At 52.7% G+C, this 22,043-nt stretch carries 19 protein-coding genes; 8 read left to right on the top strand and 11 right to left on the bottom strand.

Translation table 11 applies throughout. The annotated features are described in order from the left end of the window. Positions 1-85: 85 nt before the first annotated feature. The 4 genes from SYN7336_RS06205 to SYN7336_RS06190 form a co-directional block, all read right to left on the bottom strand. The gene (locus SYN7336_RS06205) at positions 86-2,770 is read right to left on the bottom strand and encodes a CBS domain-containing protein (protein WP_017325062.1); all 2,685 of its coding nucleotides are present in this window, start codon (positions 2,768-2,770) and stop codon (positions 86-88) included. Positions 2,771-3,106: 336 nt separating this feature from the next. Beyond that, positions 3,107-3,613, bottom strand: coding sequence for a DUF4411 family protein (locus tag SYN7336_RS06200; RefSeq protein WP_026100747.1), 507 nt, complete (start codon positions 3,611-3,613; stop codon positions 3,107-3,109). A 3-nt stretch (positions 3,614-3,616) separates the two neighbouring features. Beyond that, positions 3,617-4,858 carry an ImmA/IrrE family metallo-endopeptidase gene (locus SYN7336_RS24705; RefSeq protein WP_017325060.1) on the bottom strand — a complete coding sequence of 414 codons (1,242 nt, stop codon included), beginning with the start codon at positions 4,856-4,858 and terminating at the stop codon, positions 3,617-3,619. Positions 4,859-5,176: 318 nt separating this feature from the next. After that, the gene (locus SYN7336_RS06190) at positions 5,177-7,180 is read right to left on the bottom strand and encodes an amylo-alpha-1,6-glucosidase (protein WP_017325059.1); all 2,004 of its coding nucleotides are present in this window, start codon (positions 7,178-7,180) and stop codon (positions 5,177-5,179) included. A gap of 459 nt (positions 7,181-7,639) precedes the next feature. On the opposite strand from SYN7336_RS06190, the gene SYN7336_RS24700 reads away from it, so the two are divergent. Genes SYN7336_RS24700 through SYN7336_RS06175 form a run of 3 tightly spaced genes read left to right on the top strand, consistent with a single transcriptional unit; the run spans position 7,640 to position 9,946 of the window. Next, the gene (locus SYN7336_RS24700; RefSeq protein ID WP_017325058.1) at positions 7,640-8,581 is read left to right on the top strand and encodes an ABC transporter ATP-binding protein; all 942 of its coding nucleotides are present in this window, start codon (positions 7,640-7,642) and stop codon (positions 8,579-8,581) included. Continuing rightward, the gene (locus tag SYN7336_RS06180) at positions 8,578-8,826 is read left to right on the top strand and encodes a hypothetical protein (RefSeq protein ID WP_038025768.1); all 249 of its coding nucleotides are present in this window, start codon (positions 8,578-8,580) and stop codon (positions 8,824-8,826) included. Before SYN7336_RS24700 ends, SYN7336_RS06180 begins: the two co-directional genes overlap by 4 nt. A 31-nt stretch (positions 8,827-8,857) precedes the next feature. Then, positions 8,858-9,946: a DUF4351 domain-containing protein gene (locus tag SYN7336_RS06175; protein WP_017325056.1), complete on the top strand. Its 1,089-nt coding sequence runs from the start codon at positions 8,858-8,860 to the stop codon at positions 9,944-9,946. A 78-nt stretch (positions 9,947-10,024) separates the two neighbouring features. On the opposite strand, the gene psaC is transcribed toward SYN7336_RS06175, so the two are convergent. From psaC to SYN7336_RS06165, 3 genes are all read right to left on the bottom strand, one after another. Beyond that, positions 10,025-10,273 carry a photosystem I iron-sulfur center protein PsaC gene (gene psaC / locus SYN7336_RS24695; protein WP_038025767.1) on the bottom strand — a complete coding sequence of 83 codons (249 nt, stop codon included), beginning with the start codon at positions 10,271-10,273 and terminating at the stop codon, positions 10,025-10,027. 180 nt (positions 10,274-10,453) lie between these two features. Beyond that, positions 10,454-11,245 carry a 1-(5-phosphoribosyl)-5-[(5-phosphoribosylamino)methylideneamino]imidazole-4-carboxamide isomerase gene (hisA, locus tag SYN7336_RS06170; RefSeq protein ID WP_017325055.1) on the bottom strand — a complete coding sequence of 264 codons (792 nt, stop codon included), beginning with the start codon at positions 11,243-11,245 and terminating at the stop codon, positions 10,454-10,456. A 153-nt stretch (positions 11,246-11,398) separates the two neighbouring features. After that, positions 11,399-11,608 carry a hypothetical protein gene (locus SYN7336_RS06165; protein ID WP_017325054.1) on the bottom strand — a complete coding sequence of 70 codons (210 nt, stop codon included), beginning with the start codon at positions 11,606-11,608 and terminating at the stop codon, positions 11,399-11,401. Positions 11,609-11,837: 229 nt separating this feature from the next. Here SYN7336_RS06165 and malQ point away from each other — a divergent pair, with 229 nt between their 5' ends. Together malQ and SYN7336_RS06155 are read left to right on the top strand one after the other, a co-directional pair. Further along, complete coding sequence (gene malQ, locus SYN7336_RS06160) at positions 11,838-13,433, top strand: 4-alpha-glucanotransferase (RefSeq protein ID WP_017325053.1); 1,596 nt, start codon at positions 11,838-11,840, stop codon at positions 13,431-13,433. 111 nt (positions 13,434-13,544) lie between these two features. Continuing rightward, on the top strand, positions 13,545-14,324 hold the full coding sequence (locus tag SYN7336_RS06155; RefSeq protein WP_017325052.1) for a hypothetical protein: 780 nt from the start codon (positions 13,545-13,547) through the stop codon (positions 14,322-14,324). On the opposite strand, the gene SYN7336_RS06150 is transcribed toward SYN7336_RS06155, so the two are convergent. From SYN7336_RS06150 to SYN7336_RS06140, 3 genes are read right to left on the bottom strand one after another with little or no spacing between them, the layout of a single operon-like run. Then, the gene (locus SYN7336_RS06150; protein WP_017325051.1) at positions 14,314-15,141 is read right to left on the bottom strand and encodes an ABC transporter permease subunit; all 828 of its coding nucleotides are present in this window, start codon (positions 15,139-15,141) and stop codon (positions 14,314-14,316) included. The genes SYN7336_RS06155 and SYN7336_RS06150 overlap by 11 nt on opposite strands. Next, positions 15,138-16,013, bottom strand: coding sequence for a carbohydrate ABC transporter permease (locus SYN7336_RS06145; protein WP_017325050.1), 876 nt, complete (start codon positions 16,011-16,013; stop codon positions 15,138-15,140). Before SYN7336_RS06145 ends, SYN7336_RS06150 begins: the two co-directional genes overlap by 4 nt. Continuing rightward, positions 16,010-17,272, bottom strand: a complete 1,263-nt coding sequence (locus SYN7336_RS06140) for an ABC transporter substrate-binding protein (protein ID WP_017325049.1) — start codon at positions 17,270-17,272, stop codon at positions 16,010-16,012. The genes SYN7336_RS06145 and SYN7336_RS06140 overlap by 4 nt, the downstream gene beginning before the upstream one ends. Before the next feature lie 419 nt (positions 17,273-17,691). Here SYN7336_RS06140 and SYN7336_RS06135 point away from each other — a divergent pair, with 419 nt between their 5' ends. The 3 genes from SYN7336_RS06135 to SYN7336_RS27750 all read left to right on the top strand — a co-directional run bounded on the left by SYN7336_RS06135 (position 17,692) and on the right by SYN7336_RS27750 (position 20,262). Continuing rightward, complete coding sequence (locus tag SYN7336_RS06135; RefSeq protein ID WP_156820051.1) at positions 17,692-18,054, top strand: DNA-binding transcriptional regulator; 363 nt, start codon at positions 17,692-17,694, stop codon at positions 18,052-18,054. Positions 18,055-18,060: 6 nt separating this feature from the next. Then, on the top strand, positions 18,061-18,606 hold the full coding sequence (locus SYN7336_RS28690) for an RES domain-containing protein (protein WP_071590750.1): 546 nt from the start codon (positions 18,061-18,063) through the stop codon (positions 18,604-18,606). 600 nt (positions 18,607-19,206) lie between these two features. Beyond that, positions 19,207-20,262, top strand: a complete 1,056-nt coding sequence (locus SYN7336_RS27750) for a helix-turn-helix domain-containing protein (protein ID WP_017325047.1) — start codon at positions 19,207-19,209, stop codon at positions 20,260-20,262. 74 nt (positions 20,263-20,336) lie between these two features. On the opposite strand, the gene SYN7336_RS24685 is transcribed toward SYN7336_RS27750, so the two are convergent. After that, on the bottom strand, positions 20,337-21,995 hold the full coding sequence (locus SYN7336_RS24685; RefSeq protein WP_017325046.1) for an ABC-F family ATP-binding cassette domain-containing protein: 1,659 nt from the start codon (positions 21,993-21,995) through the stop codon (positions 20,337-20,339). Positions 21,996-22,043 lie beyond the last annotated feature (48 nt).

Here is a 22,043-nt window from a genome sequence, read left to right as displayed (position 1 = left end):
TATTCAGTTCGACAAGCGTCTTCCCTCCACCCCCTAACTCTTCCCTCAGACTTGGGGGAAGGGGAACCGAACGGTAGATTGGGGTTTAAGGCTGCGCAGATTTCAGGGGGAAGTGGGTTTGGAGAAAGGCGATCGCCCCATCGGTATCGCAAATTGCGCCATCGAGGGTGGCGCTGCGCATTGCTTGCAGGATGGCTTTGAATTGAGGTCCGACCCGGTAGCCCATCTGTTTGAGCGCGTGGCCGTCTAAGGGGGCCTTGATGAATTGCCAGACGCTCAGGTATTGCCACAAATAACGGCGGCAGTGGGGGGACGCCTCGCCTGCAAGCAGAACGACATCGGCAGTGCGTAGGGGGTTGAGATGGGCGACCACTTGGCTGGGGAGGAGGTCGCCAGCCAGTTGCGGCAGCAGGCAATCGCGCCAGACGGGAAATTGCTGCAGCCGCTCTAGTCCCTCTTTCGGCCAGTTGAGAGATTGGGCGATTTCGGCTGCTTGGGGACAGTGGGCCAGCAGGCATTCCAAGCGCAGTTGCCAGAGGGTGCGGCGATGCAGATCGGGGTGACGGGCACTAAAGTGATAGGCCCAAGCTCCCACCCGACGCATTTGTGGCAGGATTTGCGAGCTGAGATGTAGGTCGGGATGCAAATATCGCAGGGCTCCCAAGTCGTTCAGCAGTTGCAACGCCTCGGGCCAGCGATCGCTGCAGAGAACATAGCCCAGTTCCTGCTTCAGGCGGGCTCCCTGTTCGAGGGCCGGGGTGGGAAACTGCTGGCCGTGGGCCAGATGGCTGGCGGCAATAGCATAGTCGCGGGTGCGATCGTCGAGGCTGAAGCCGAGACGAACGGCAAAGCGGACCGCTCGGATGGTGCGGGTGGGGTCTTCGATAAAGCTATTGGGATGCAGCACCCGAATTTGATGGTGCTCCAGATCGTCCAAGCCGCCGAAAAAGTCGAGAATTTCTCCCGCTGGCGGCCCGTTGAGACGCAGGGCGAGGGCGTTGATGCTGAAATCGCGCCGATACAGATCCTGCTGAATGGAGCTGGCGGCAACTTCGGGGGCAGCGGCAGGGTAGGGATAGAATTCGGTGCGGGCGGTGGCGATGTCGAGCCAGAGGCCATCCGGCCAGGTGAGGGCAGCCGTTTGGAATTTGCCGTGGATTTCGAGCTTGGCGTCGGGGTAGTGGAATTGCAGCGATCGCGCCAATTTCACCCCCCATCCTTCCGGTTCTTTGCCCTCGGTCGCGATCGGGTGGCGACCATCCACAACGAGGTCCAGATCGTCAGTGGGGCGATCGAGGAGTAAATCGCGCACGGTTCCCCCCACCAGATAGAGATGCAACTGCAGGCGATCCGCCTCGATCGCCGCTTGCTGCAGAATGTCCCGGTAGCGGGGGGGAAGCATTTTTTTGAGCCGTACCTGCAGGCGATCGCGCACTTCTAACTGCAAGGGGGTGGCAGGCGATAGATCGTGCAGTTGGCGCAGCACGTCCGTGCGGGTGACGATGCCCGCCAGTTCTCCCCGATCGAGCACGGGCAAGCGACCGATATCCCACTTCAGCATCAAATCTTGAATCTCGTTGAGGGAGGTATCGGGGGCGATGGTGCGCACGGGGGTTGTCATGTAGCCTCGCACGGGGGCATGGCCGAAGCCGTGGTGGAGGGCCAAATCGAGATCGCGACGGGAGATGACCCCCACCAGTTGGTTGTGCCGATTCATCACGGATAAGCCCGAATGGCCGTAGCGCAAGAGCAGCCGTTGAGCTTCGTCGATGGTGGTTTCGGGGCGGATGGTGCGCACGGGAGAGGACATGATGTCAGCCGCCCGCACGGGCTGGGGAACGCGATCGCGCAACGCCGAGCGAATCTCCTCGGCAATCTGTTCGATGTCGCGATCCTCGTGCTTGGTGCTTAGGGATGCCGATGCTGCCCGAGGGTGGCCGCCGCCGCCGTAGCGTTGCATGACCTCCTGCAGTTGCGCGAAGTCCTGTTGCGATCGCCCGATGATACTAATGCGATGGTCTTGTTTGGCGATCGCCACCAAAACATCCACATCGGTCAAGTCAATCAGTTGTTCCACAATGCCCGCTAACCCCCTCAGATAGGTGGCGCTGCGGACGGTCCAGACCGCCAACCGATAGCCCGCTTGCTCGCGAGCAACTTCCCCCAATTCGTCCAAACCGCGCGCCAACAAGTCCTGCATTTGGGGGGTGAGGCCGCGATCGATGTAGGTGGCGAGCACGTCGAGATTGACCCCCCGTTCCATCAGCCAGGTTAAGGCTTTGGCGTCGCGGGCAGTGCTGCTGCCAAAGGTGAGAGAACCGGTATCGACATGGATGCCGAGGGCGAGGGCAGTGACTTCGAAGGGGCTGAGGTCGATGCCTTTTTCCTGCAATCGTTCCACAATCAAGGTGGAGGTGGAGCCCACGGGTTCGACGCACCAGAGAGCGGGACGATAGTCGGCGGGGGTTGGGTTGGGGTGGTGATCGTAAACGTGGACTTCGATCTCGGGGCGATACAGCCATTCGGCAGCTTTGCCCAGTCGTCGAGGCGCTTGCACATCTACCAAGACAATGCGGTGGAGCGATCGCTCGTCCACCGAGCGCAATTCCAGTAGGGGATATTCATCCCGATACAGCCCGAGAAATTCGCGCACCGATTGATGGGCTCCGCCGGTTAGGACGATGCGGGCACCGGGATAGAGTCGAGCGGCTCCGACAGCGGCTCCGAGAGCATCAAAGTCGGCGGTTTCATGGCAGAGGATGATATCCATGTGGGGATTAGAGTGGGTAAAACCACATATAGCCTAGCGAGACCGTCTATCCGCGCGATCTTCAAGGGCGATCGCCTTCAATGACAAGGGTTGTCCGCAGGGAGGATAGCTCAGGATGAGTACAAGCACCACGGGTCATGTTGGGCATACTTAGTTTTTTCGAACTTAACTGATGGAGGCTTCCCGATTTGTGAGTTGGCCAATCTCCACAACCTTGTCTGAAGAGGCGATCGCAATTGCACAAGAATAGACTACTAGTGGATAGGAAGAGAAGCCTTGGGACTCAGGAAGGCACAGGTCAACTCAGGCTCACACTGCTCACACTTACTTTGCGTGCTAACCCTCTCTCCAGTTAGTACTGAAATCCAATTTACGGATCATTTGAAAAGTGTGACAGGACTGAATACCAACAGCGTTACACACATCTGGAACACGTCGATTAGCTCTTTGTTTTTTCGGCTTTGAGACTTCTGTGGTTACAACAACTCTATTTTTAGGGTCAGCAAGAGCATCAGCAATCAAAAAAGGATCGTACCCTATCTCTTCAATCTCTATATCTGTCAGATCGTTTGCATAGCCTACGTGTACTGCTTTCTGTACCAAGATTGGATCGAACTCTTCATCAAGCAGTAAAGCGTCCCGAACTTGACCATTATTAACCCATTTCGTTAGTTCGTCCTCTTTCTTACCTTGTTTTATTTCATCAAACATTTCATTTGGAATTTTAACTCTGCCTTGTTTCCCCAACTCCTCTAGCCACTCCCAAAATTCTGGCACACGCGCAATTGAGTAGTAATCTCGATTTGCATCAATCAAAACATTTGTATCTAGAAGATAGAGCAACTGTTATCCCCCCTCCTTAGACATAGAGGAGGAACCTGCCGCGAGCATCTGCTCAACATGATGTGCTTTGACACCTAAAACACGAGCTGCTTTGACAGTTGTCAAGCCTCCCAAGTTCATCATTTCTGAAACAGTACTTAGAAGAGAGCTCCCAACTTTATACCGACGTACAGTGTACCAATTTGGCCCACTATTAGATTCACGCTCACGTTCTTTCTTTCTCTCTTGTTGAGATTTCCATTGTGAACGAAAAAGAGATGCTAGCTTTGCCCACGTATCTGTTGTAATTCGATCGCTTAGCAACATGCGATAGGCTACCATAGAGCGACTTACATATCTATTCTCAGCAAAGTCGCCAATGAATTTCGCAAGGGTAGGAATATCTTCACCTCCAGTCATCTTTAACTTGTCTAAATCATCAGAAGGCAGGAGAACTTCACTAGCTACAACATTACAAAAGCGCTCAACATTAGCTGAGCGTGATTTCTCGTTGCCAATTTCTATACGCTCTAGCTCTCCACTTACCCCAGATTTCCCCATTAAAATGTGGCACATTTCATGCAGCAAAGTAAACGACCATGCGTAAGGTGAGTCTAAATCATTGATTACAATAAATGGAGCTATTGGATCGAAAAGCGCAATGCCACGATAAGTTCCTAGTGAAATATTTGTATGGTGAGTCCCCAAATTGCTTAGAAGTAATACAAATATCCCTGATTCTTGGACATGCTCTCGAAGGAGAGCAAAAGCTTTTTTTATATTAGGTTCTGCACGGTATTGGCTTAAATCTAATTTAATCGTCTCATGAATCTTATCCACAAATGCAGGAACTCCATCATTAATACTTAATGACTTGACAAATTGTAGTTCAGATACGTCCTCATCGTCTTCTAAAGCAGACTTGATAAGATTCTGCCTAGTTTTGACATCTCGAAGTAGAGCATCGAGAAGTGCTGCTTCCTCTTGGGCTAAATCTCCAGGTTTAGTACGAAAGTCTTCGCCCCGGTCGGCTTTTTCTGGAGGATCTGAAAGAAAAAAGGTTACAAGCGATCTTCGGTACTGTTTAGCCATCCGCTTGAGCTGCGGTAGAGTTGGCTCTACTTCTCCAGACTCTAATGCCGCAAGGCGTTCATCTGCAGACATTCCTTTGGCCTTGTTAATCCCAACTTTCTTGGCCGCCTCACCAAGACTGAGCCCAGCGGTTTCGCGAGCCCATATCAGTATCTGTGGATTAACACGTGGCACAGTGAGGTCTTCTCAAATGCTCTGTGTTCTCAGTTTGCCTTAAATTTGACAGACTTCAACACTACGCGCCTCCATAGTTACAATTACCTCCCACTTAAACTGCCTACTCCCCGCTACTCCAGTGCGATCGCCTTGAAGCAACTCGATAAGAACTATTGCCATCTTTGAAGGGGTGTCATTGAAGGAGATCTGGAAGGGAGAGCGCGATCGCTGTTGAGTTCAACTATTTGGATTTTCAGCAGGTAAAACTACTTAAATAATCTTTAAACCTCCAGCACACACATCGATGGTGACCGCAAGTCTCCCAAAATGGAGGATTTAAGGATTGCGGTCGGCTTCGATCTGCGTCCATACTCGCAGAATTTCAGCCACACTCCAGGCTTGAGCGAAACAGCCGCGAGGGGTGTGGGGCGGGTCGCCATCAAAAATTTCACTGACACTGCCCAGTCCGGCATCGGCGAGATGGTCGGCAATCGGGGCGAGCCACTCGCGGGCCTGAATGGGATCGTTATAGACCGCGAGATGAGCGCTAGTGAAGGGACCGAGCAGCCAACCCCATACGGTTCCCTGATGATAAGCTCCATCCCGCTGCCAAGCATCGCCGCCGTAGTGACCGCGATAGTCGGGATGGGTGGGGGAGAGCGATCGCAAGCCGTAGGAGGTTAGCAGATGGCGAGCCACAGTATCCACAACCGCTTTTTGGCGATCGGGCGCGAGTAATGGAGGTAGTGACGATAGGGTCTTATAGGGGAGAGCAACGGCAAAAATTTGATTGGGCCGCAAACTACTATCGTCGCCGTCGGGAGTATTTAAGACATCGAAGCAGTAGCCCAGCGAATCGCTCCAAAATCGCTGAAAGCCTCGAGCGCATTGCTCGGCCAACTGACGATACTCTTGTTGAGGTTTATTTAACTGGCGGGCAAAGGTTGCAGCGATCGCCAGAGCGTTGTACCACAGCGCCTGAATCTCGATCGGTTTGCCCGTGCGGGGTGTCACCACCCAATCGCCCACCTTGGCGTCCATCCAGGTTAATTGCACCCCGGGTTCGCCTGCGTAGATCAGCCCGTCCTCGGGGTCGAGGTGAATGTTGTAGCGGGTGCCCCGACGATGCCAGTCAATCGTTTCGGCCAAGGCAGGAAAGACTTCTTCGAGCAGGTCGATGTCGTCAGTCGCGTCAACATAAGCGCGTACGGCTTCGAAGTACCACAGCACGGCATCGACGGTGTTGTATTCCGGTTGCTGCCCCGATTCGGGGAAGACGTTGGGCAACATGCCCCGATCGAGATAGCGAGCAAAGGTGCGCAGGATGGGTCGGGCTAATTCGGGGCGGCCCGTGGCGATCGCCAGTCCGGGCAAAGCAATCGCCAGATCGCGTCCCCAATCGCTAAACCAGGGATATCCGGCAATCACCGATTGACCGTCCGGCTCCCCCTGCAGCGGACGAGCCACGATAAATTGGTCGGCAGCTAGGACGAGCTGTTCGCTCCAGTCGGGTCTGTCGGGATTGGGCGCGACAGCTTGCCAGCGGTTCAGCAGGTGCGTATCGCGATCGCGACGATCGCCCAGCGCTTTTTCCCCATCCAGTGACGGTGACGCCTGAGTGCTGGCCGCAAGGGTCAAGCTTTCCCCCGGCCTCAGAGTGGTATTGAGGGTGGCGGCATGGAGATGATTCTCGCGATCGCCAGTACCGCGATACTGTTCCATTGCCAGCGAGTAATTGCGATACCATTCCCGTTTGAGTTCGAAATGATTTGTCGGGGCCAAGATGTAAAACGGCGTGGCCTCTGGAAAGGCTCGAACGCAGATTCCATTGGCTAACGGCTCGATCTGCCAGTCTCCCTCAGTGCTGCCGCCGTGGTGGTCGCGGTAGTTGACCAGCACTTTGATGGAGAGGGCGATCGGAGATTGAGTGCGCTGGAGGGAATAGTTGATGTAGGTGGTGTTTTCGCCCGCTTGCATCCAAATGCGCTTGTGCAAGCGGGCATCGGCGATCGCGTAGGTCCAGTGGGGAACTGTACCGTCCAGTTGAAAGCTCTCGATATGGCGATCGCCCCGAGGTTCAACTGCGCCATCCGCCCAGCAATTGGTGTAGAGGGGATAGATCTGCTGTCGGTCAGTGGCTGTTTCCTCCAATCGAGTCAGTAATAGGTGGCGTTGTAGGGGAAGATCGAGGGCGGCCACGAGTAGGCCGTGATAGTGGCGGGTTAGATGTCCGGCGATCGTGCCGCAGGCGTAACCCCCAATGCCATTAGTGACTAGCCACTCGCGAGAGCCTGCTGCCGATAAGTGACCGCAAATCGCTCGCCCAAATCGAATGGTCATAGTGCGTCACTTATACAGGTCTAGATCGAGTATGGCGACCGAGCGAGCAGGATAGCCTCAGCGAGCGGCCCGAGCAGATCTCCAAGGTTTTTCCGAGCCCCTAAGCTGCTATTGTCCTCGAATCTGTCCGGTGACTAACCCTCTAACCCAGTTTTGCCGCTGCCGTTCTGACAATTGCTGCTGCCGACTTGGGCAAACTAACTCAATCAGAAGGCCAGTGAGAACTTGCCGTGCGTGCTGACGATTGCTACTGAGACTCGATGGGGGGATCGACTCGGCGTCGGTCGCTAGAAGGCGTGGCGGCACGAGCCGCTTTGCTCTCGCTGGACTTATCTCCACACGCACCTTTTAACGTGAATGTCCATGCACTCTCCTATGGCTGTAACGACAAATCCACCAAAGGTACTTGCTCCCTCCTCAGCGCCATCTCCCCAGAACGCTGCCCTCTCAGTACGAGGATTGAGCAAGACTTATCGTACTGGTTTTTGGCTGAACAAAGTTGTCACCCCGCTCAAAGACTGTACCCTCACGGTTGCCCGAGGGGAAACCTACGGTTTATTGGGTCCCAATGGGGCGGGCAAAACCACCACAATTAAATGCCTGCTCGGCATCATTCAAGCCAGTTCCGGTAGCGGCACCATCCTCGATTGCCCCTTAGGCGATCCCAGCATTAAACAACAGGTGGGCTATCTGCCCGAAAACGCTTATCTGTACGACTATTTGACGGGCTGGGAGTTTTTACAATTTTCTGGAGAGCTCTTCCAAATCCCTCGCAAAGTCTTAAAAGAGCGAATTCCGCAGCTGTTAGAAGAAGTCGGCTTGCCCGTCGATACCGCCCGCAATCGACAGTTGCGCAAATACTCTAAGGGCATGATGCAGCGGGTGGGAATGGCTCAAGCCCTGATTAACAATCCCGAGCTGGTTTTTCTCGACGAACCCATGTCCGGCCTCGATCCGGTGGGTCGGGCTCAATTCAGGGAAATTATCCTCAATCTCAAGCGGCAAGGCAAAACCGTCTTTTTCAACAGCCACGTTCTGTCAGATGTGGAAGCGATTTGCGATCGCGTCGGTTTGCTAATCCAAGGGGATATGGTGGCGCAGGGCACCCTAGAAGAACTCTTAGCCAGCCAGTCGGGCTATCGCGTTCGGGGAATTGGCGGCGAGCTCGAATCACTTTCCCGCCAACTGCAAAACTGGGAGTTGCTCTCCCCTACCTCCGCATCGCTCGAATCTGCACTGTGGTCTGGAGATTGGCTGGGTCAAACGGGGGACTGCACGACTATGCTGCAACAATTGGGAGCTCAGTTGGTCGAGCTCCGCCAGCACAAGCAATCCCTAGAGGACTTTTTTCTGCACGAGGTTCGCGCTCGACAAGCCGAGGCCGCTGACAAGGTTCGATGATGCCGGTCGGGCGATCGAATACGTTCAACTTCTGCGGATTTGTCAACAGATCGGGGACGAGCATTTGCAAGTCGCTATCCATAGGGGCCAAGTCGGCTTCTGGCAGCTCGATCGCCCACAATCTAAGGCGATTTCCAGCTCAGAAGTTACCGGGCGATCGAGCTCTGTCAGTGCAGTTCGCGATCGCCGCTGGCAGATTGCGAGAGCCCATCAGCAGCCTCGACCTTACCCTAGCGGTACTCTAGAGTGAGTCAGACGTTGTGGTTCGCCCGAGACATGACCTCACCCCGAGCAGACTTCGATACCCCCTGGAAGGAGATGCTGGAGCTCTATTTTGAGCCCTGTCTCCGGCTCTTCTTCCCCGCCGCTCAGGCCCAAATCGACTGGTCGCGTCCCTACGAGTTTCTCGACAAAGAGCTCCAGCAGATCGCCCGCGATGCCGAATTGGGCCGTCGTTATGCGGACAAACTGGTGCGGGTTTGGCTGCTCGACGGACGGGACCTGTGGATTCTCATTCATGTGGAAGTGCAGGGCCAGAGAGATGACTCTTTCCCCGAGCGCATGTATATCTACAACACCCGCATTGCCGAGCGCTACGGTCACCCCGTGGCGAGTTTAGCCATCCTCTGCGACACCAGTCCCAACTGGCAGCCCAGCGAGTTTGTGCGCGAGGTCTTGGGCTGTCGCCTGGAATTCCGCTTTCTCACAGCAAAGTTGCTAGGCTACAAGCAGCGCTGGGCCGAATTGGAGGCCAGCAGCAATCCGTTTGCAACCGTTGCGATGGCTCACCTGCAGGCGCAGGCCACTCGTGGGGACGAGCGCGATCGCCTGCAGTGGAAACTGCGGTTGATTCGGCGGCTGTACGAACGGGGCTACGAGCGCGAGGATATCATCCAGCTCTTTCACTTCATCGATTGGGTGATGGCATTGCCGGAGGAGTTGGAGCAAGAGGTTTGGGAGGAGATTCAAGCTTACGAGCGGGAGCAGAGGATGCCTTACATCAGCAGTGTGGAAAGAATCGGTCTGGCCAAAGGGCTCGAACAAGGGCTCGAACAGGGGCTCGAACGAGGGCTCGAACAAGGGCTCGAACAAGGGCTCGAACAAGGGCTCGAACAAGGGCTCGAACAAGGGCTCGAACAAGGGCTCGAACAGGGGCGACAACAAGAAGCGCTCCGTATGCTACTGCGTTTAATGGAACGTCGGTTTGGTTCTATTCCGAGTTCACTTCAGACTCAACTTCAGGAGCTGACCGTAGTGCAGCTAGAGGAGCTACTCGATACAGCTTTAACCGCTGCCTCACTCAAACAACTGGCCGAATACTTGGAGGTTCTCCGAACGGTAAATTCTGATGGAGAAAATGCCTAAGAGGCAAATCCATCAAAGAAAGGCGTCCAGTTAATGGACGCCTATTGATGAGTGTGAAGGAGTAACTTCTCTGTAACCTTAGTAGGCCAATCCCATGCTGCGGCTGGTCTCAGCACCGAGATAGACGCGGATACTCAAAAAGTCAGTCGGGCAAGCCGTTTCGCAACGCTTGCAGCCAACGCAATCTTCGGTACGGGGAGAAGCAGCAATAGTGCCAGCCTTATTCCCACCGTCCCAGGGCACCATTTCCAGAACATCAGTAGGACAAGCGCGGACGCACTGGGTGCAGCCAATACAGGTGTCGTAGATTTTAACGGCGTGAGACATTCAAAGAGCTCCAGCGAATATGATGAGTGCTACCAGATTTGTTATGGCATTAGTTTACCGTAGACTTCTGAAGCCCCTAAATGGGGACACAAAAGTTTAACTACTTTTTAATCTGCTCGATCGCCTTCTATCCCCGAACCTGGAACTCAGGTCTGGTAGTTCTTTCAGACTGACCCCAGACTAAGCTAGGGCCGAGCCATCCGCCCAAGTTTCCGGTATATCTTGCCAGCGACCGTTCCCCACTGCCTGCAGGGCTTCTTTAAGGGAAATGCTGCCTGCATACAGAGCCTTGCCGACGATCGCCCCGACTACGGCAGCCCCCGCCCGCCCTGGGGAGCATAGGGGGAGCAGGGCTAGCAGATCGGTAATAGAACTAATGCCCCCCGATGCGATCGCCGGAACGGACGAGACCTCGGTCACCGCCCTCAGTTGTTCGATGTTAGGGCCGCTGAGGGTGCCGTCGCGATGAATATCGGTGTAGATAATGGCGGCGATCGCATGCTGGCAAACCTGCTCGACCAAATCGGTCGCCTTCACCTCGGTAGTATCCACCCAGCCCCGCGTGGCCACCTTGCCGTTACGGGCATCAATGCCGACGGCAATGCGATGGGGATGGCGATCGCACATCAGAGCTAAGAGCTCCGGCTGCTCCACCGCCAGCGTACCCACGATGACGCGATCTACCCCAAAGCCCAACAGTTGCTCGGCTGTGACCAGCGATCGCACCCCTCCCCCCACCTGCACGGGGATATCGAGGGCGGAGACAATCGCTCGAATCGCCTCAAAATTAACCGGCTCTCCCGTTTTCGCCCCGTCCAGATCCACCAAATGCAGGCGGGTAGCCCCTGCATCAGCCCAACGACGGGCCATCGCCACCGGATCGTCCCCAAACACCTCCGAGCGATCGTAATCCCCCTGAAACAGGCGCACGCAGCGCCCCCCCAGCAGGTCAATAGCTGGAATGACTTCCATATCGAGCCTCCCATTCAAACGCGATGTTCACTGTACCGCTAACTGGTCGACCCTCCGAACCCCTGCGATCTCCGAATAGAGCGTCGAGCCATTCCCCATTCGACCCCCCGATTTCCCTAGCCGGTCAACCCTCTACGGGTGCTGCTCTTCCACTCAAATGGGCCGCACGATCGCGATCGCTTGCCGCCAGATCAACTGCTCGGCCCCACTACTATCGATCAAACAAATGCAATCGGGATCGATCCATTGGATGCTGCCCGCTATTAGATCGGAGGTTTGGAGTTTTATCTCTACAGTGCGATGGGTTTGAATCAGCGCCTGCAGCCAGCGAGTACTGGGAATGCTCGTATTGAGTTCTGTCACACACCTACTTCGAAGTAACTATCGCTAGCTAGTATATGAAATTCAAGCGGCGTCGGCAGAACTCTGTCCCACAGAAAGCATTTTCAAGGTGAGTCGTATATCTTCTGTGCCGAAGGAGGTTGGAGGTTCTGGATTTGAGTATTAGAGCGTATGCGGTCCACCTGAAAATTGCTCTAACGCGATAGACTTTGGAAGATATTCGCGGGGACAAACTGTGCCATTCGATCGCATGAGTGGGATTTTACTGCATCCCACCTCTCTACCCAGTCCGTTTGGCATTGGCGATATGGGGCCAACCGCCTACCAGTTCGTCGATTTTTTGGTGGCGGGCGGCCAGAAATTGTGGCAAATTCTGCCATTAGGGCCGACGGGATTTGGGAATTCACCCTATGCTTGTTATTCGGCGATCGCGGGCAACCCCTTGCTGATCAGCCCCGAATTGCTGGCGCAGGCGGGCTGGCTCGATCCTCAAGATTGGCAAACCACCGCCGAGTGGCCGCAACTCCAGGCTCAATTTCCGGGTTTAGTCGATTACCCCGCCACGATCCGGCTCAAGCGCCATTTGATGCGCACGGCGTTTGCGCGCTTTAAGGCAGATGCGAGCGATACCCGACACAAAGACTTTCAAGTGTTTTGTCAGGCAGAAGCTGATTGGCTGGACGACTATGCTCTCTTTGCGGTCCTGCATGCAGCTCACGAGGGTTGCGAGTGGTGCGATTGGCCGGATATCGAGGGGGCGAGTATTGCACGGCGGGAGCCAGAGGCGATCGCTGCTGCCCGCCAGATGTATGCGGATGAAATTGAATATCGTCAGTTTGTCGAGTTTGTGTTTTTGCAGCAATGGCTCGATCTCAAAGCCTATGCGGGCAAGCACGATGTCAAAATTTTCGGCGATGTGCCCATTTACGTGGCCTATAACAGTGCCGATGTTTGGGCCAACCGCGAACGGTTTTACCTCGACGAAGACTGCAAACCGGAGCAAGTGGCTGGCGTCCCGCCCGACTATTTCAGCGATACTGGCCAGCTGTGGGGCAATCCAATTTACCGCTGGGATGTACTGAAAGAGCGCGGTTACGACTGGTGGATCTTCCGGTTTCAGCACCTACTGCGGTTTGTGGACGTTGTACGCATCGATCATTTCCGGGCCTTTGAAGCTTATTGGTCGGTGCCGGGGGGTGCCGAGACGGCGATTGAGGGCAAATGGGTGGAAGGACCGGGGGCACATTTTTTTGAAGTATTGCGCGATCGCCTGGGACAGTTGCCGATTGTGGCAGAAGACTTGGGGGTGATTACTCCCGAAGTGGAAGCTCTGCGGGACCAATTCCAATTTCCCGGCATGCGGATTTTGCAGTTTGCCTTTGACGGCAACCCCAACAACCCCTACCTTCCGTTTAACTACGTTCGCAATTGCGCCGTCTACACTGGAACCCACGATAACGACACGATGGTGGGATGGTTTTACGGAGAACACATGCGGCCCGATCGAGGCTACGGCATCGCCCCTCACGAACGCCAGAATGTGCTCCGCTATCTGGGCTATCGCTCCCTCGATGACATCCGCCATGACGGCATTCATTGGGACTTTATTCGCATGGCAATGTCTTCTGTGGCAGATATCGCCGTCATTCCCCTGCAGGATGTGTTGGGGCTCGATCGCGACTCCCGCATGAATTTCCCCGCAACAGTGACGGAGAACTGGCAGTGGCGGTTTACCTCCGATTTACTCTCTTCTGAGGTGGTGGAAAAACTGGCCGACCTGTGCTCGATCTACAATCGCATCTCGTCAGAGCAGCACCATCAGAGACTGCACCGGCTGAGACATTGAGGTGAGGGCGAGGTGTCTTAGCGCGAGGGCAATTGGCGATCGCGACTGGGCATTGGGGATGCGCATATCGGATTGACTACCACAACTTCTTATATCTTTCTGAGCTGAGCAATGCCATCCGACCTGCTACGACAACTAGCGACGATCGCAGCCATTTTGGGCGCATTCCTCGTCAATGTACTCTCCAATTTCTATCCCCTCAATGGGCTCAACATTGGCGAGATTTCTAACACCCTTTTTGCCGGCGTACAAATTACGCCGGCCAGCTACGCCTTTGCCATTTGGGGCCTCATTTATCTGGCCCTATTTTCTTTTGGCGTCTATCAACTGCTCCCCGCCCAACGACAAAATCCCAGCTTGCGCCGCATAGGATATCGACTGGTGTGGGCCTGTATCGCCCAAGCTATTTGGGTCTTTCTGTTTCTCTCTCGCCAGTTCCTCTTATCCCTTCTGGCTATGCTGGGTATCTTGCTGCCCCTGATTGCCATCTACCTGAGGCTGGAGGTGGGCCAGCAACGAGTCTCCCCCCAAGAACAATGGCTCGTCCGCCAGCCCATCAGCATCTACCTGGGCTGGATTACCGTCGCCACAGTCGTCAACGTTGCCATAGCCCTCTCTGCTCTAGACTGGAGCGGTTGGGGGATTTCACCGCCTGTCTGGACCGCAATTTTAATCATTGTGAGTGCGGCGATCGCCACGATCGCTGCCACCCATCGAAAAGATGCAGCCTATCCTCTCGTGATTGTCTGGGCCTCGATCGCGATCGCAGTCCGGCAGCATGCTATTCCTCTCATTGCTGTGACTGCGATAGTCGCCTCTGTCTTCCTGAGCTTGCTGGTTTTGGCGACCCAGTTGAGGAAGGGCGATCGCAGTTCTCTCCCTAGCCTTTAATGCCGCTACCCGACTCTGAGGGAATGATGAACTGCTGCAGGGCGGCAAAAAAGCCCAAGACTGGCAGGATCGAGAGGATGGAGCCAGCGGCGATCGCCCGCCAATCTGCCGAAAAGGCACTCGCCAAATTGGCCACCCCCAAAGGCAACGTAAACCGTTGGGGATCGTCCAACATCACCAGTGGCCACAAAAAATCTCCCCACATACCCACAAAGGTAAAGATCGCTAGGGTGGTCAGCGCAGATCGAATCGATGGAAGCATGACATTCCACCAAATTCCGATAGGACTGCAGCCATCAATGCGAGCAGCCTCTTCCAGTTCTAGAGGAACCGTTTGGAAGGCTTGGCGCAAGAGGAAAATCCCGAAAGCTGAAGTGGCATAGGGAAAGACTAACCCTAAATAGGTATTTTTTAAATTCAGTTGAACGGCAAGAACGTATAGCGGAATCATCGTAATTTGAAAGGGAATAGCACTAGTGCCGACAATTCCCCAGAAAATAAGGGATTTGCCGCGAAACTCGAGACGCGCGAGGGGATAGGCGGCGAGGGAGCAAAAGAGGAGATTGCAGACAACGGCGATCGCCGACACCACCGAACTGTTCCATAAATATTGCGGGAAGGGATTATCTCGCCAAACGCGGCCAAAGTTTTCCAACGTCGGAGCTTGTGGAATCAGTTGAGGGGGATAGGCAAAGATATTTTCGCTGGGGGATTTGAGGGCAGTGCTGAAGAGCCAGAGGATGGGTCCGACGGCGACAATGGCGATCGCCACCAACAGCCAGTAGTTGCGCAGCGCTGTCCAAATGGCTCGCTTCACAATTGGATTCCTCGAATGTGTAAGAGGCGAGCCGCGGATAGAGATAATCCCACAACAATCGCAAACAGAACCACTCCGATTGCCGCCGCATACCCCATGTCTAAATCGCTAAAGCCTTTTTCGTACAGATAGTACACCAGTGTCTTCGTACTGTTGGCCGGACCGCCATTGGGAGAGATCGCGTAGATTTCTTCAAAGACTTTCATAGAAGCGATCGCCGCTAACACTCCCACTAGAAACAGATAGGGTCTCATCAACGGCACCGTAATATCCCAATGTTTCTGCCAGCCATCCGAGCCATCAATCTCAGCCGCTTCGTAAACATTTTGAGGAATAGACTGCAATCCGGCCAGATAAATCACCATATAATAACCCAACCCCTTCCAAACCGTGACAGCAATAATGGCCAGCAGAGCCAAATTGGGATCGGTCAGCCAGGGGATACGAATCTCTCGGAAGGTGAGTAAAGATAGCAGAAAATTTAGTAGTCCATTCTCGGCATAAATCCATTTCCAAGCAAGCCCGGCAACCACAACGGAAACAACCACTGGCAGATAGTAGAGTACGCGAAAGGTGTGAATGCCTTTCAGCTTTTGGTTGACTAGAATCGCTAAAATAAGAGGCAAAAAAATGAGTGCTGGAACGGCAACGGCTAAGTAGACGAGTGTATTGCCAAGCACTTTCCAAAAGAGGCGATCGCCTGCTAAGTCGATATAATTCTGGAGTCCGTGAAAGTGCGGAGGACTGAGGAGATCGTAGCTGGTCAGACTGTAGTAGATGGCTTGTAGAGCAGGCCAGAATGAGACAATCCCCAACACTAATAGAGCGGGGAAAAGGAATAGATAGGGAGTCCAGGGGGAGCGATCGCTCATATTAACTGGTTCCACTGTTGAGCTGCTGTGCTAACAGCTTGTTCGACAGTTTTACTGCCCAACATTGCCAGTTGCAACTGGTCGTAGATGAGGGTTTGCAGTTTATCTAACCCCTCCACTGGGGGAATCAGGACTTCGGCGTTCGGTAATTGTCGGGCACTGACGATGCGGGCTTTGTCGAGGATGGTTGCGCCACCTTCAGAGAAAAAGGCCGATCGAGTGCTGGCGATCGTAGAGGGTAAGGTGTTGGCAAGTTTGGAAAATTCTAATTGATTGCGATCGCTGGTGACAAACAGCGCGAACTGGAGGGCGAGATCGATGTTGCGGGCCTGTTTGGGAATGGCGACATTCATAACACTGGCACTCTTGACGCCGCTGGAACCGGAAATTTGCGCCGTCACATCCGTCACACTGGCAATACTGGGAGCATTTTCAGCCACCTGCACTAACAACTGCGGTCCTGTCAGCAGCATGGCCAACTCCCCCGCCTGATAGAGCTCGATCGCCCTTCGATGACTCTCCGTCAGCATTTCTCGCGGCACAACCCCCTGCTGGAATAAGTCCACCCAATAGCCAAAAGCTGCCCGCCCTGCCGCCGAGTCAAAAGCTGCCCGACCATCGGGAGCGAGCAGTTGCAGACCCATCTGCACCATCGACTCCAGTACCTGCGAGCCATCCATCGTCAGCAAAAAGGCTAATTTATCCGTGTTTGAGGCAATTTGGGTTGCGGCGCTCGCGAGCTCCTCATAGGTCTGAGGTGGCTTGTCGGGATCGAGACCGGCCCGCGCGAACAGATCGCGGTTGTAAGCCGCAATATCGGTGGCTACGTACCAAGGCAATCCGAAGGTGGTCTCTCCTAACTGATTGGCTTTCCAGAGGTTGGGGAAATAGTTCGCCCGATTTTCCGCCCCTACTAGCTGTCCCAAATCGACTAAGGCGTCTTTTTCTGCCAGCTTCGTCGCAAACTGCGGATTGAGATTGACGACATCTGGGCCTGTCCGAGCGGCGATCGCCGTCAGAATTTTGTCCTTCATCTCCCCCCAAGGCACATCCACCCACTGCACTGTCACGCCCGGATGTTGTTGTTCGAATTGGGCAACCAAAGCGGCCATGTACTCGTTAAAGGTGGGTTTGAGCTGCATGGTCCAGAAGGTCAGCTCGTTGTTGGAATTGCCTCCCGTCGGGCTGGTGGCGGCAGCGCAAGCCCCGAGGGTGAAAGCAGCAGAGGCGCTCAGAAATTGACGGCGGGAAAGGGGCATGAAGCTGAATGGGGGAGATCGTGTTGCTAGGCAGTATATCCCCTCAGTTCCAGGTGCCGACCGAGATACTGCGAAGAAGCGATCTGCACCCATCTTCACCTCCACCTACCTGAGTTTATAAAAGCATGTATTATGAGGAGTTCGAATACCTCTGTCAATGTTTTTTTATAGATTCTTCTGGAAGAAGCCCCTATAAAAATAATGCTATGCTACCCTAGCAAGGAGCATACTTATAAGACATTAGATTGGGTATACCAGTTATTGTCAGTATGCAGCAGTGCTTCTATATTGTGCTCCCACCAAACTGGTCGTCATAAAAACGAATTTATCGTAAAGTAAAATACTCTCCAAGTATGGGAAAAGTACTTTTATGACATATATGCTTGCAAGCTGTTGTCTAAGTCATAAGGTAAATCGTTATGTCTATGTCTCCTGCAGCGCCATGTCCTCCTATTCGAGGGCTAGACCCCTCATCCATCCGCCAAAATCTAGGACTTACCTATGATGAGATGGCAAAGATTATGAAGGTCAGCCCAGAAACCATTAGAGGATGGGAGCCTGGTAAGTGCGAGCTGCCAGCCCCTGATGTCTTCGAGACACTCAAAAGCTTGCAAGAAGTCATTGCTCTTGGCCTCTCTGTATACACACCTGAAGGATTTAAAAAGTTTATAAGAACCCGTTTGAAAGTGTTTTCTGGCCTTGCTGCCTACGATCTCCTGCAAGCGGGCAAGTTCGATCTTGTTTTGTCGGCCCTAGCTAAAGACTATGAGGGTGCTTTCTGACAACTGATGAGCCTAGAAGACTTTTGTTCCCCTTGGTCTGGCCATGCCATTCGGCACATTCCAGATGCTCCAGACAATACAATATTTGATTTTGGAAACGTTAGGAGGGTTCGTGAACATCGCTGGAATTATGCTGGAGAAAGGACAATATATCTAGCTAAGAGTCAAGATGTTGCTCTTGGAGAGTATGCTCGCCATTTTAGAGAGAGTAGGCCAGGTCTAGCCGGGCAAGCTCTGTCTCGGAAGGTTTATAGTATCGAGATTAAGCTAGAGAGCACTATCAACCTATGCAATAAAGCTATTTGGGATAACTTCGGTGTGGTAAAAGGCCCCCATAGCTTCATGGATGAGCAAATTGCTCGAAGTGTTGCCAGATCGATCCGTACTGCTACACCTGCGCAAGGCATTTTTGTCCCTTCTATGTGCTTTCTCGATAACTTAGAAAAATGGAATCTGGTTTTATTTCTGGAGAAGCTGCCTAATAGTCCTCGACAATGTTTAATCTCTGCAGAGCTAATAGGACGCTTTTCCATCCAAGTAAAATGCACTTAGTAAGGTAATCCTGGTAACCAATCCAAATTTTAATAGAAATGAGAGATAAATCGAGTAGTAGTTCTGCTTCTCGAATATCTTGAATGGTAGAGTAATAAGAAATTCTTTCTTGGTAAGGGCTTGAAAATTGGCAAGACTGCAGCTAGCTCAAAAGCACTGCGGCAGCTTGACTTATAAATACTTCAATCAAAGGTAGTGCCCTGGAAGTAAGGAGCGAGTGTTCGAAAGGCAAAGATTTTAGCGCCTCATATCCTGAATCGTTCAGGATTAACCAATCACATAGTTGCTTAATGTAGTGAGTTTGACATGAGTCCAGAAATATAAGCAGTATATATTTCAACTCTTTAATGAGTACTAATACTTAGGAGACAAAAATACTTTTCTAGTATTATCTCAGAAAGATCCTAGAAACTCACATCGATTGTCAGCTAATATTAATTGGAAGTATCTCTAAAGTAAGTGGCTCACGATAAATATCGTACAAGCACCTATCTCCACTCTTCTGCTATTGAGTGTTACTGGGGCACTACTATATAGACAAAGTATTGATAGTACCATAAATTCCTTCATTTGAATGCTTCCCAAGTGAGAGTCTGGCTCATGAGTGAAATTCACGGAATCAAATCATTGAGAGGAATTAATGGGCTAACTCAAGTTGAGCTAGCGGAAAAAGTAGGTATAGCTAAACAGACGCTAGAGAATTGGGAAAAGGGCAAGTGCGATAAGACAATCAAGAAGATTTATATGCTCTGTCAATCTCTCAATTGCAGCTTGGAGGAGCTAGTTAAAATAATAGAGGGCGATCGAGATCTGAGAATCTATTCAGATCGGGATGAAACTAGTCTCGTAGAGAAGGAGGATGTAGAACTCCTAAGTAGGTATCTTTTGATTAGATCTCAAAGCAGTTCAAACAAAGAAAAAAATCTGAAAAGTTTAATCGATGAAATCCGAGCAGAAAAGCGGCGAGATGCTTTTGTAAAGATGCTTGTGACTTCCGAGTTAATCACTAATTCTCTAAATAGATTCTATAAACATAAAGATATGGAGGAATATACAAAGACGGCAGAATATCGAGAAACAGTCATAACAATTCTGAGCGTACAGCGTATGATAAATAGTCTACGATCGCAAAAAAATCCATTAGACATAGACACGTTCAGAAATATTGTTCAGAAAGCTTATATATCTAGCAAGGTTTTGATAGAAAAATCTAGGTATGGAGATGAAGAGTATGCAAGAAAAAAAGTGTTTCAAACTGATGCTCTTACTGGATATATAATTTCTTGGAATCCAGGGCAAAGATCGAGTAAGCATCACCATGGGAATTCTCTAGATGCAATCAAGGTTGTTTCTGGTCAAATGACACATGGGAAATTCAAGCCGCACACAAATAGAAAAAATCAGATTGAATTTGAAGGCGTAGATGAATCGAAGAAAGCAAGTGACAAGCTTTCTCACAATCAGCTCTACCAGTGTTTCCATCAGGACGCATGGGTATTAATAGACAGGTTATACGGCCATCATATTTTAAACGAGTCAGATAAAGGTTTAATTACTTTTCACCTGAGATTGGGAACTCAGCCCTTTGATGCGCGTTGGATTGGCTCAGGAGCATCTGACTGGAGTTGGAGAGGGATTCGTTTCTATTTGCTATGAGTAGGGGGTCAAATTTGTATTAGACGATGAAGGTTTAGGATGTCTAGTCAAGAATTAACCCTGATTGTTAGCGACTATCGTCGTTTCCCTTTGCCTGCCGCCAACTTGCTCTTCTTTTGCTTCGGCTTCGCGTGGGTCTTCTCGTAATATTCGTCATAGCCTGCATAAATGCGAAACTCCCCATCCCGAATATCGACCACCTTAGTGGCCACCTGCCGAATGAAATAGCGATCGTGAGACACCACCAACACTGTACCGTCGTAATGCTTTAAGGCATTCTCCAAAGTTTCCTTCGCCGGAATATCCAGATGGTTGGTGGGCTCGTCCAGTACGAGCAGATTGGCCTTGCGCAGCAGCATCTTGGCAAGTGCCAACCGCCCCTTCTCACCCCCACTCAACGCCTCAACCGGCTTAAATACGGTGTCATTCGAAAACAAAAACTGCCCCAACATCGTCCGCACCTCTTCATCCTTCAGGTGGGGTGCTTCATCGTGGATGGTGTTCATCACCGTTTTGGTCAGGTCGAGGGCATCCGCCTGATTCTGGGCGAAATAGCTGGGCAAAACGTTGTGCCCCAACGCGATCGCCCCATCCATCGGCTCCTCTTCCCCCACAATCAGCCGCAACAACGACGACTTGCCGCAGCCATTGGGACCGAGGAACGCCACTCGCTCGCCCCTCTCCACCTCCAACGCAGCGCCGAGATAGAGCAGATCGTCGCCATATCCATGGGTCAAATCCGAGATCTCCACCACCATGCGCCCGCTGCGAGGGGCAGGCGGGAAACGGAACTGTAAAGACTTCAACTGGGACTGAGGTGCATCAATGCGATCGATCTTGGCGAGCTGCTTCTCCCGCGATTTAGCCTGCGTGCTCCGCGTCGCACTGGCTCGAAACTTATCCACAAACGCCTGCTGCTGGGCCAGCTCCTTTTGCTGCCGATCGAAGGCACTCACCTGAGCCGCAGCCGCTTCCTCCTTCTGCGCCAAATAGCGACTGTAATTCCCCACATACGTACTCGAAACCCCGCGTTCCGTTTCCACAATGTGGGTACAGAGGCGATCGAGAAAATGGCGATCGTGGGACACAATCACCATCGGCTGCTTCAATCCCTTAAGATAGGTCTCCAACCACTCAATCGTCTTTAAATCCAAATGGTTGGTGGGCTCGTCCAGTAGTAGAATATCTGGCTCCTGCAACAGCACCTTGCCCAAACTAATCCGCATCTGCCAGCCCCCCGAAAACTCGCTGATGAGGCGATCGCCATCTCCTGGCGCAAACCCCACCTCGGGCATCATCTTCTCAATCTGACTTTCGAGGGCATAGCCATCCATCCCCTCAAATTCCCGCTGCAGGCGATCCATCTTTTTCAGCAGCTTTTCCAGTTCCTCCGCATCATCCGGCGTAATTGTCTCCAATCGCTTCTGGATGACCTTCTGCTGCTGCTGGTTTTCATTCGCCTCTGCGAACACCGTCCAAAACTCGTCGCGCACGCAGCGATCGAGCTCCCCCTCAAACTCCTGAGTCAGATAGGCAATATTGAGGGACGCCGGACGCACCACCTGACCGGCCGTCGGCTCGATTTCCCCCGCCACAATTTTGAGCTGCGTTGTTTTCCCCGCACCATTCACCCCCACCAAGCCAATCCGCTGACCCGGTTTTACCTCCCAAGTCACGTCTTTGAGCACTTCGTTATTGGGATAAATTTTGGCAATACGTTCCAGGCGCAGCATGGCAAATCCAACGGGAGGGGTGAGTCTTCGGGTGAGGGGTTAAAGGCT

Origin of the sequence: Synechococcus sp. PCC 7336 (assembly GCF_000332275.1) — a bacterium.
Taxonomy (GTDB): domain Bacteria; phylum Cyanobacteriota; class Cyanobacteriia; order Thermostichales; family PCC-7336; genus PCC-7336.
The sequence above is the reverse complement of the archived record's forward strand: the minus strand, read 5'-3'. Positions and strand labels throughout refer to the sequence as shown.

What these genes read in the sequence shown, in the direction of transcription:
- SYN7336_RS06205 (WP_017325062.1), bottom strand. Translation starts at nt 2,770, where the DNA reads ATGGATATCATCCTCTGCCATGAAACCGCCGACTTTGATGCTCTCGGA.
- SYN7336_RS06190 (WP_017325059.1), bottom strand. Translation starts at nt 7,180, where the DNA reads ATGACCATTCGATTTGGGCGAGCGATTTGCGGTCACTTATCGGCAGCA.
- SYN7336_RS06180 (WP_038025768.1), top strand. Translation starts at nt 8,578, where the DNA reads ATGATGCCGGTCGGGCGATCGAATACGTTCAACTTCTGCGGATTTGTC.
- SYN7336_RS06175 (WP_017325056.1), top strand. Translation starts at nt 8,858, where the DNA reads ATGACCTCACCCCGAGCAGACTTCGATACCCCCTGGAAGGAGATGCTG.
- psaC (WP_038025767.1), bottom strand. Translation starts at nt 10,273, where the DNA reads ATGTCTCACGCCGTTAAAATCTACGACACCTGTATTGGCTGCACCCAG.
- hisA (WP_017325055.1), bottom strand. Translation starts at nt 11,245, where the DNA reads ATGGAAGTCATTCCAGCTATTGACCTGCTGGGGGGGCGCTGCGTGCGC.
- malQ (WP_017325053.1), top strand. Translation starts at nt 11,838, where the DNA reads ATGAGTGGGATTTTACTGCATCCCACCTCTCTACCCAGTCCGTTTGGC.
- SYN7336_RS06155 (WP_017325052.1), top strand. Translation starts at nt 13,545, where the DNA reads ATGCCATCCGACCTGCTACGACAACTAGCGACGATCGCAGCCATTTTG.
- SYN7336_RS06145 (WP_017325050.1), bottom strand. Translation starts at nt 16,013, where the DNA reads ATGAGCGATCGCTCCCCCTGGACTCCCTATCTATTCCTTTTCCCCGCT.
- SYN7336_RS06140 (WP_017325049.1), bottom strand. Translation starts at nt 17,272, where the DNA reads ATGCCCCTTTCCCGCCGTCAATTTCTGAGCGCCTCTGCTGCTTTCACC.
- SYN7336_RS06135 (WP_156820051.1), top strand. Translation starts at nt 17,692, where the DNA reads ATGTCTATGTCTCCTGCAGCGCCATGTCCTCCTATTCGAGGGCTAGAC.
- SYN7336_RS28690 (WP_071590750.1), top strand. Translation starts at nt 18,061, where the DNA reads ATGAGCCTAGAAGACTTTTGTTCCCCTTGGTCTGGCCATGCCATTCGG.
- SYN7336_RS27750 (WP_017325047.1), top strand. Translation starts at nt 19,207, where the DNA reads ATGAGTGAAATTCACGGAATCAAATCATTGAGAGGAATTAATGGGCTA.
- SYN7336_RS24685 (WP_017325046.1), bottom strand. Translation starts at nt 21,995, where the DNA reads ATGCTGCGCCTGGAACGTATTGCCAAAATTTATCCCAATAACGAAGTG.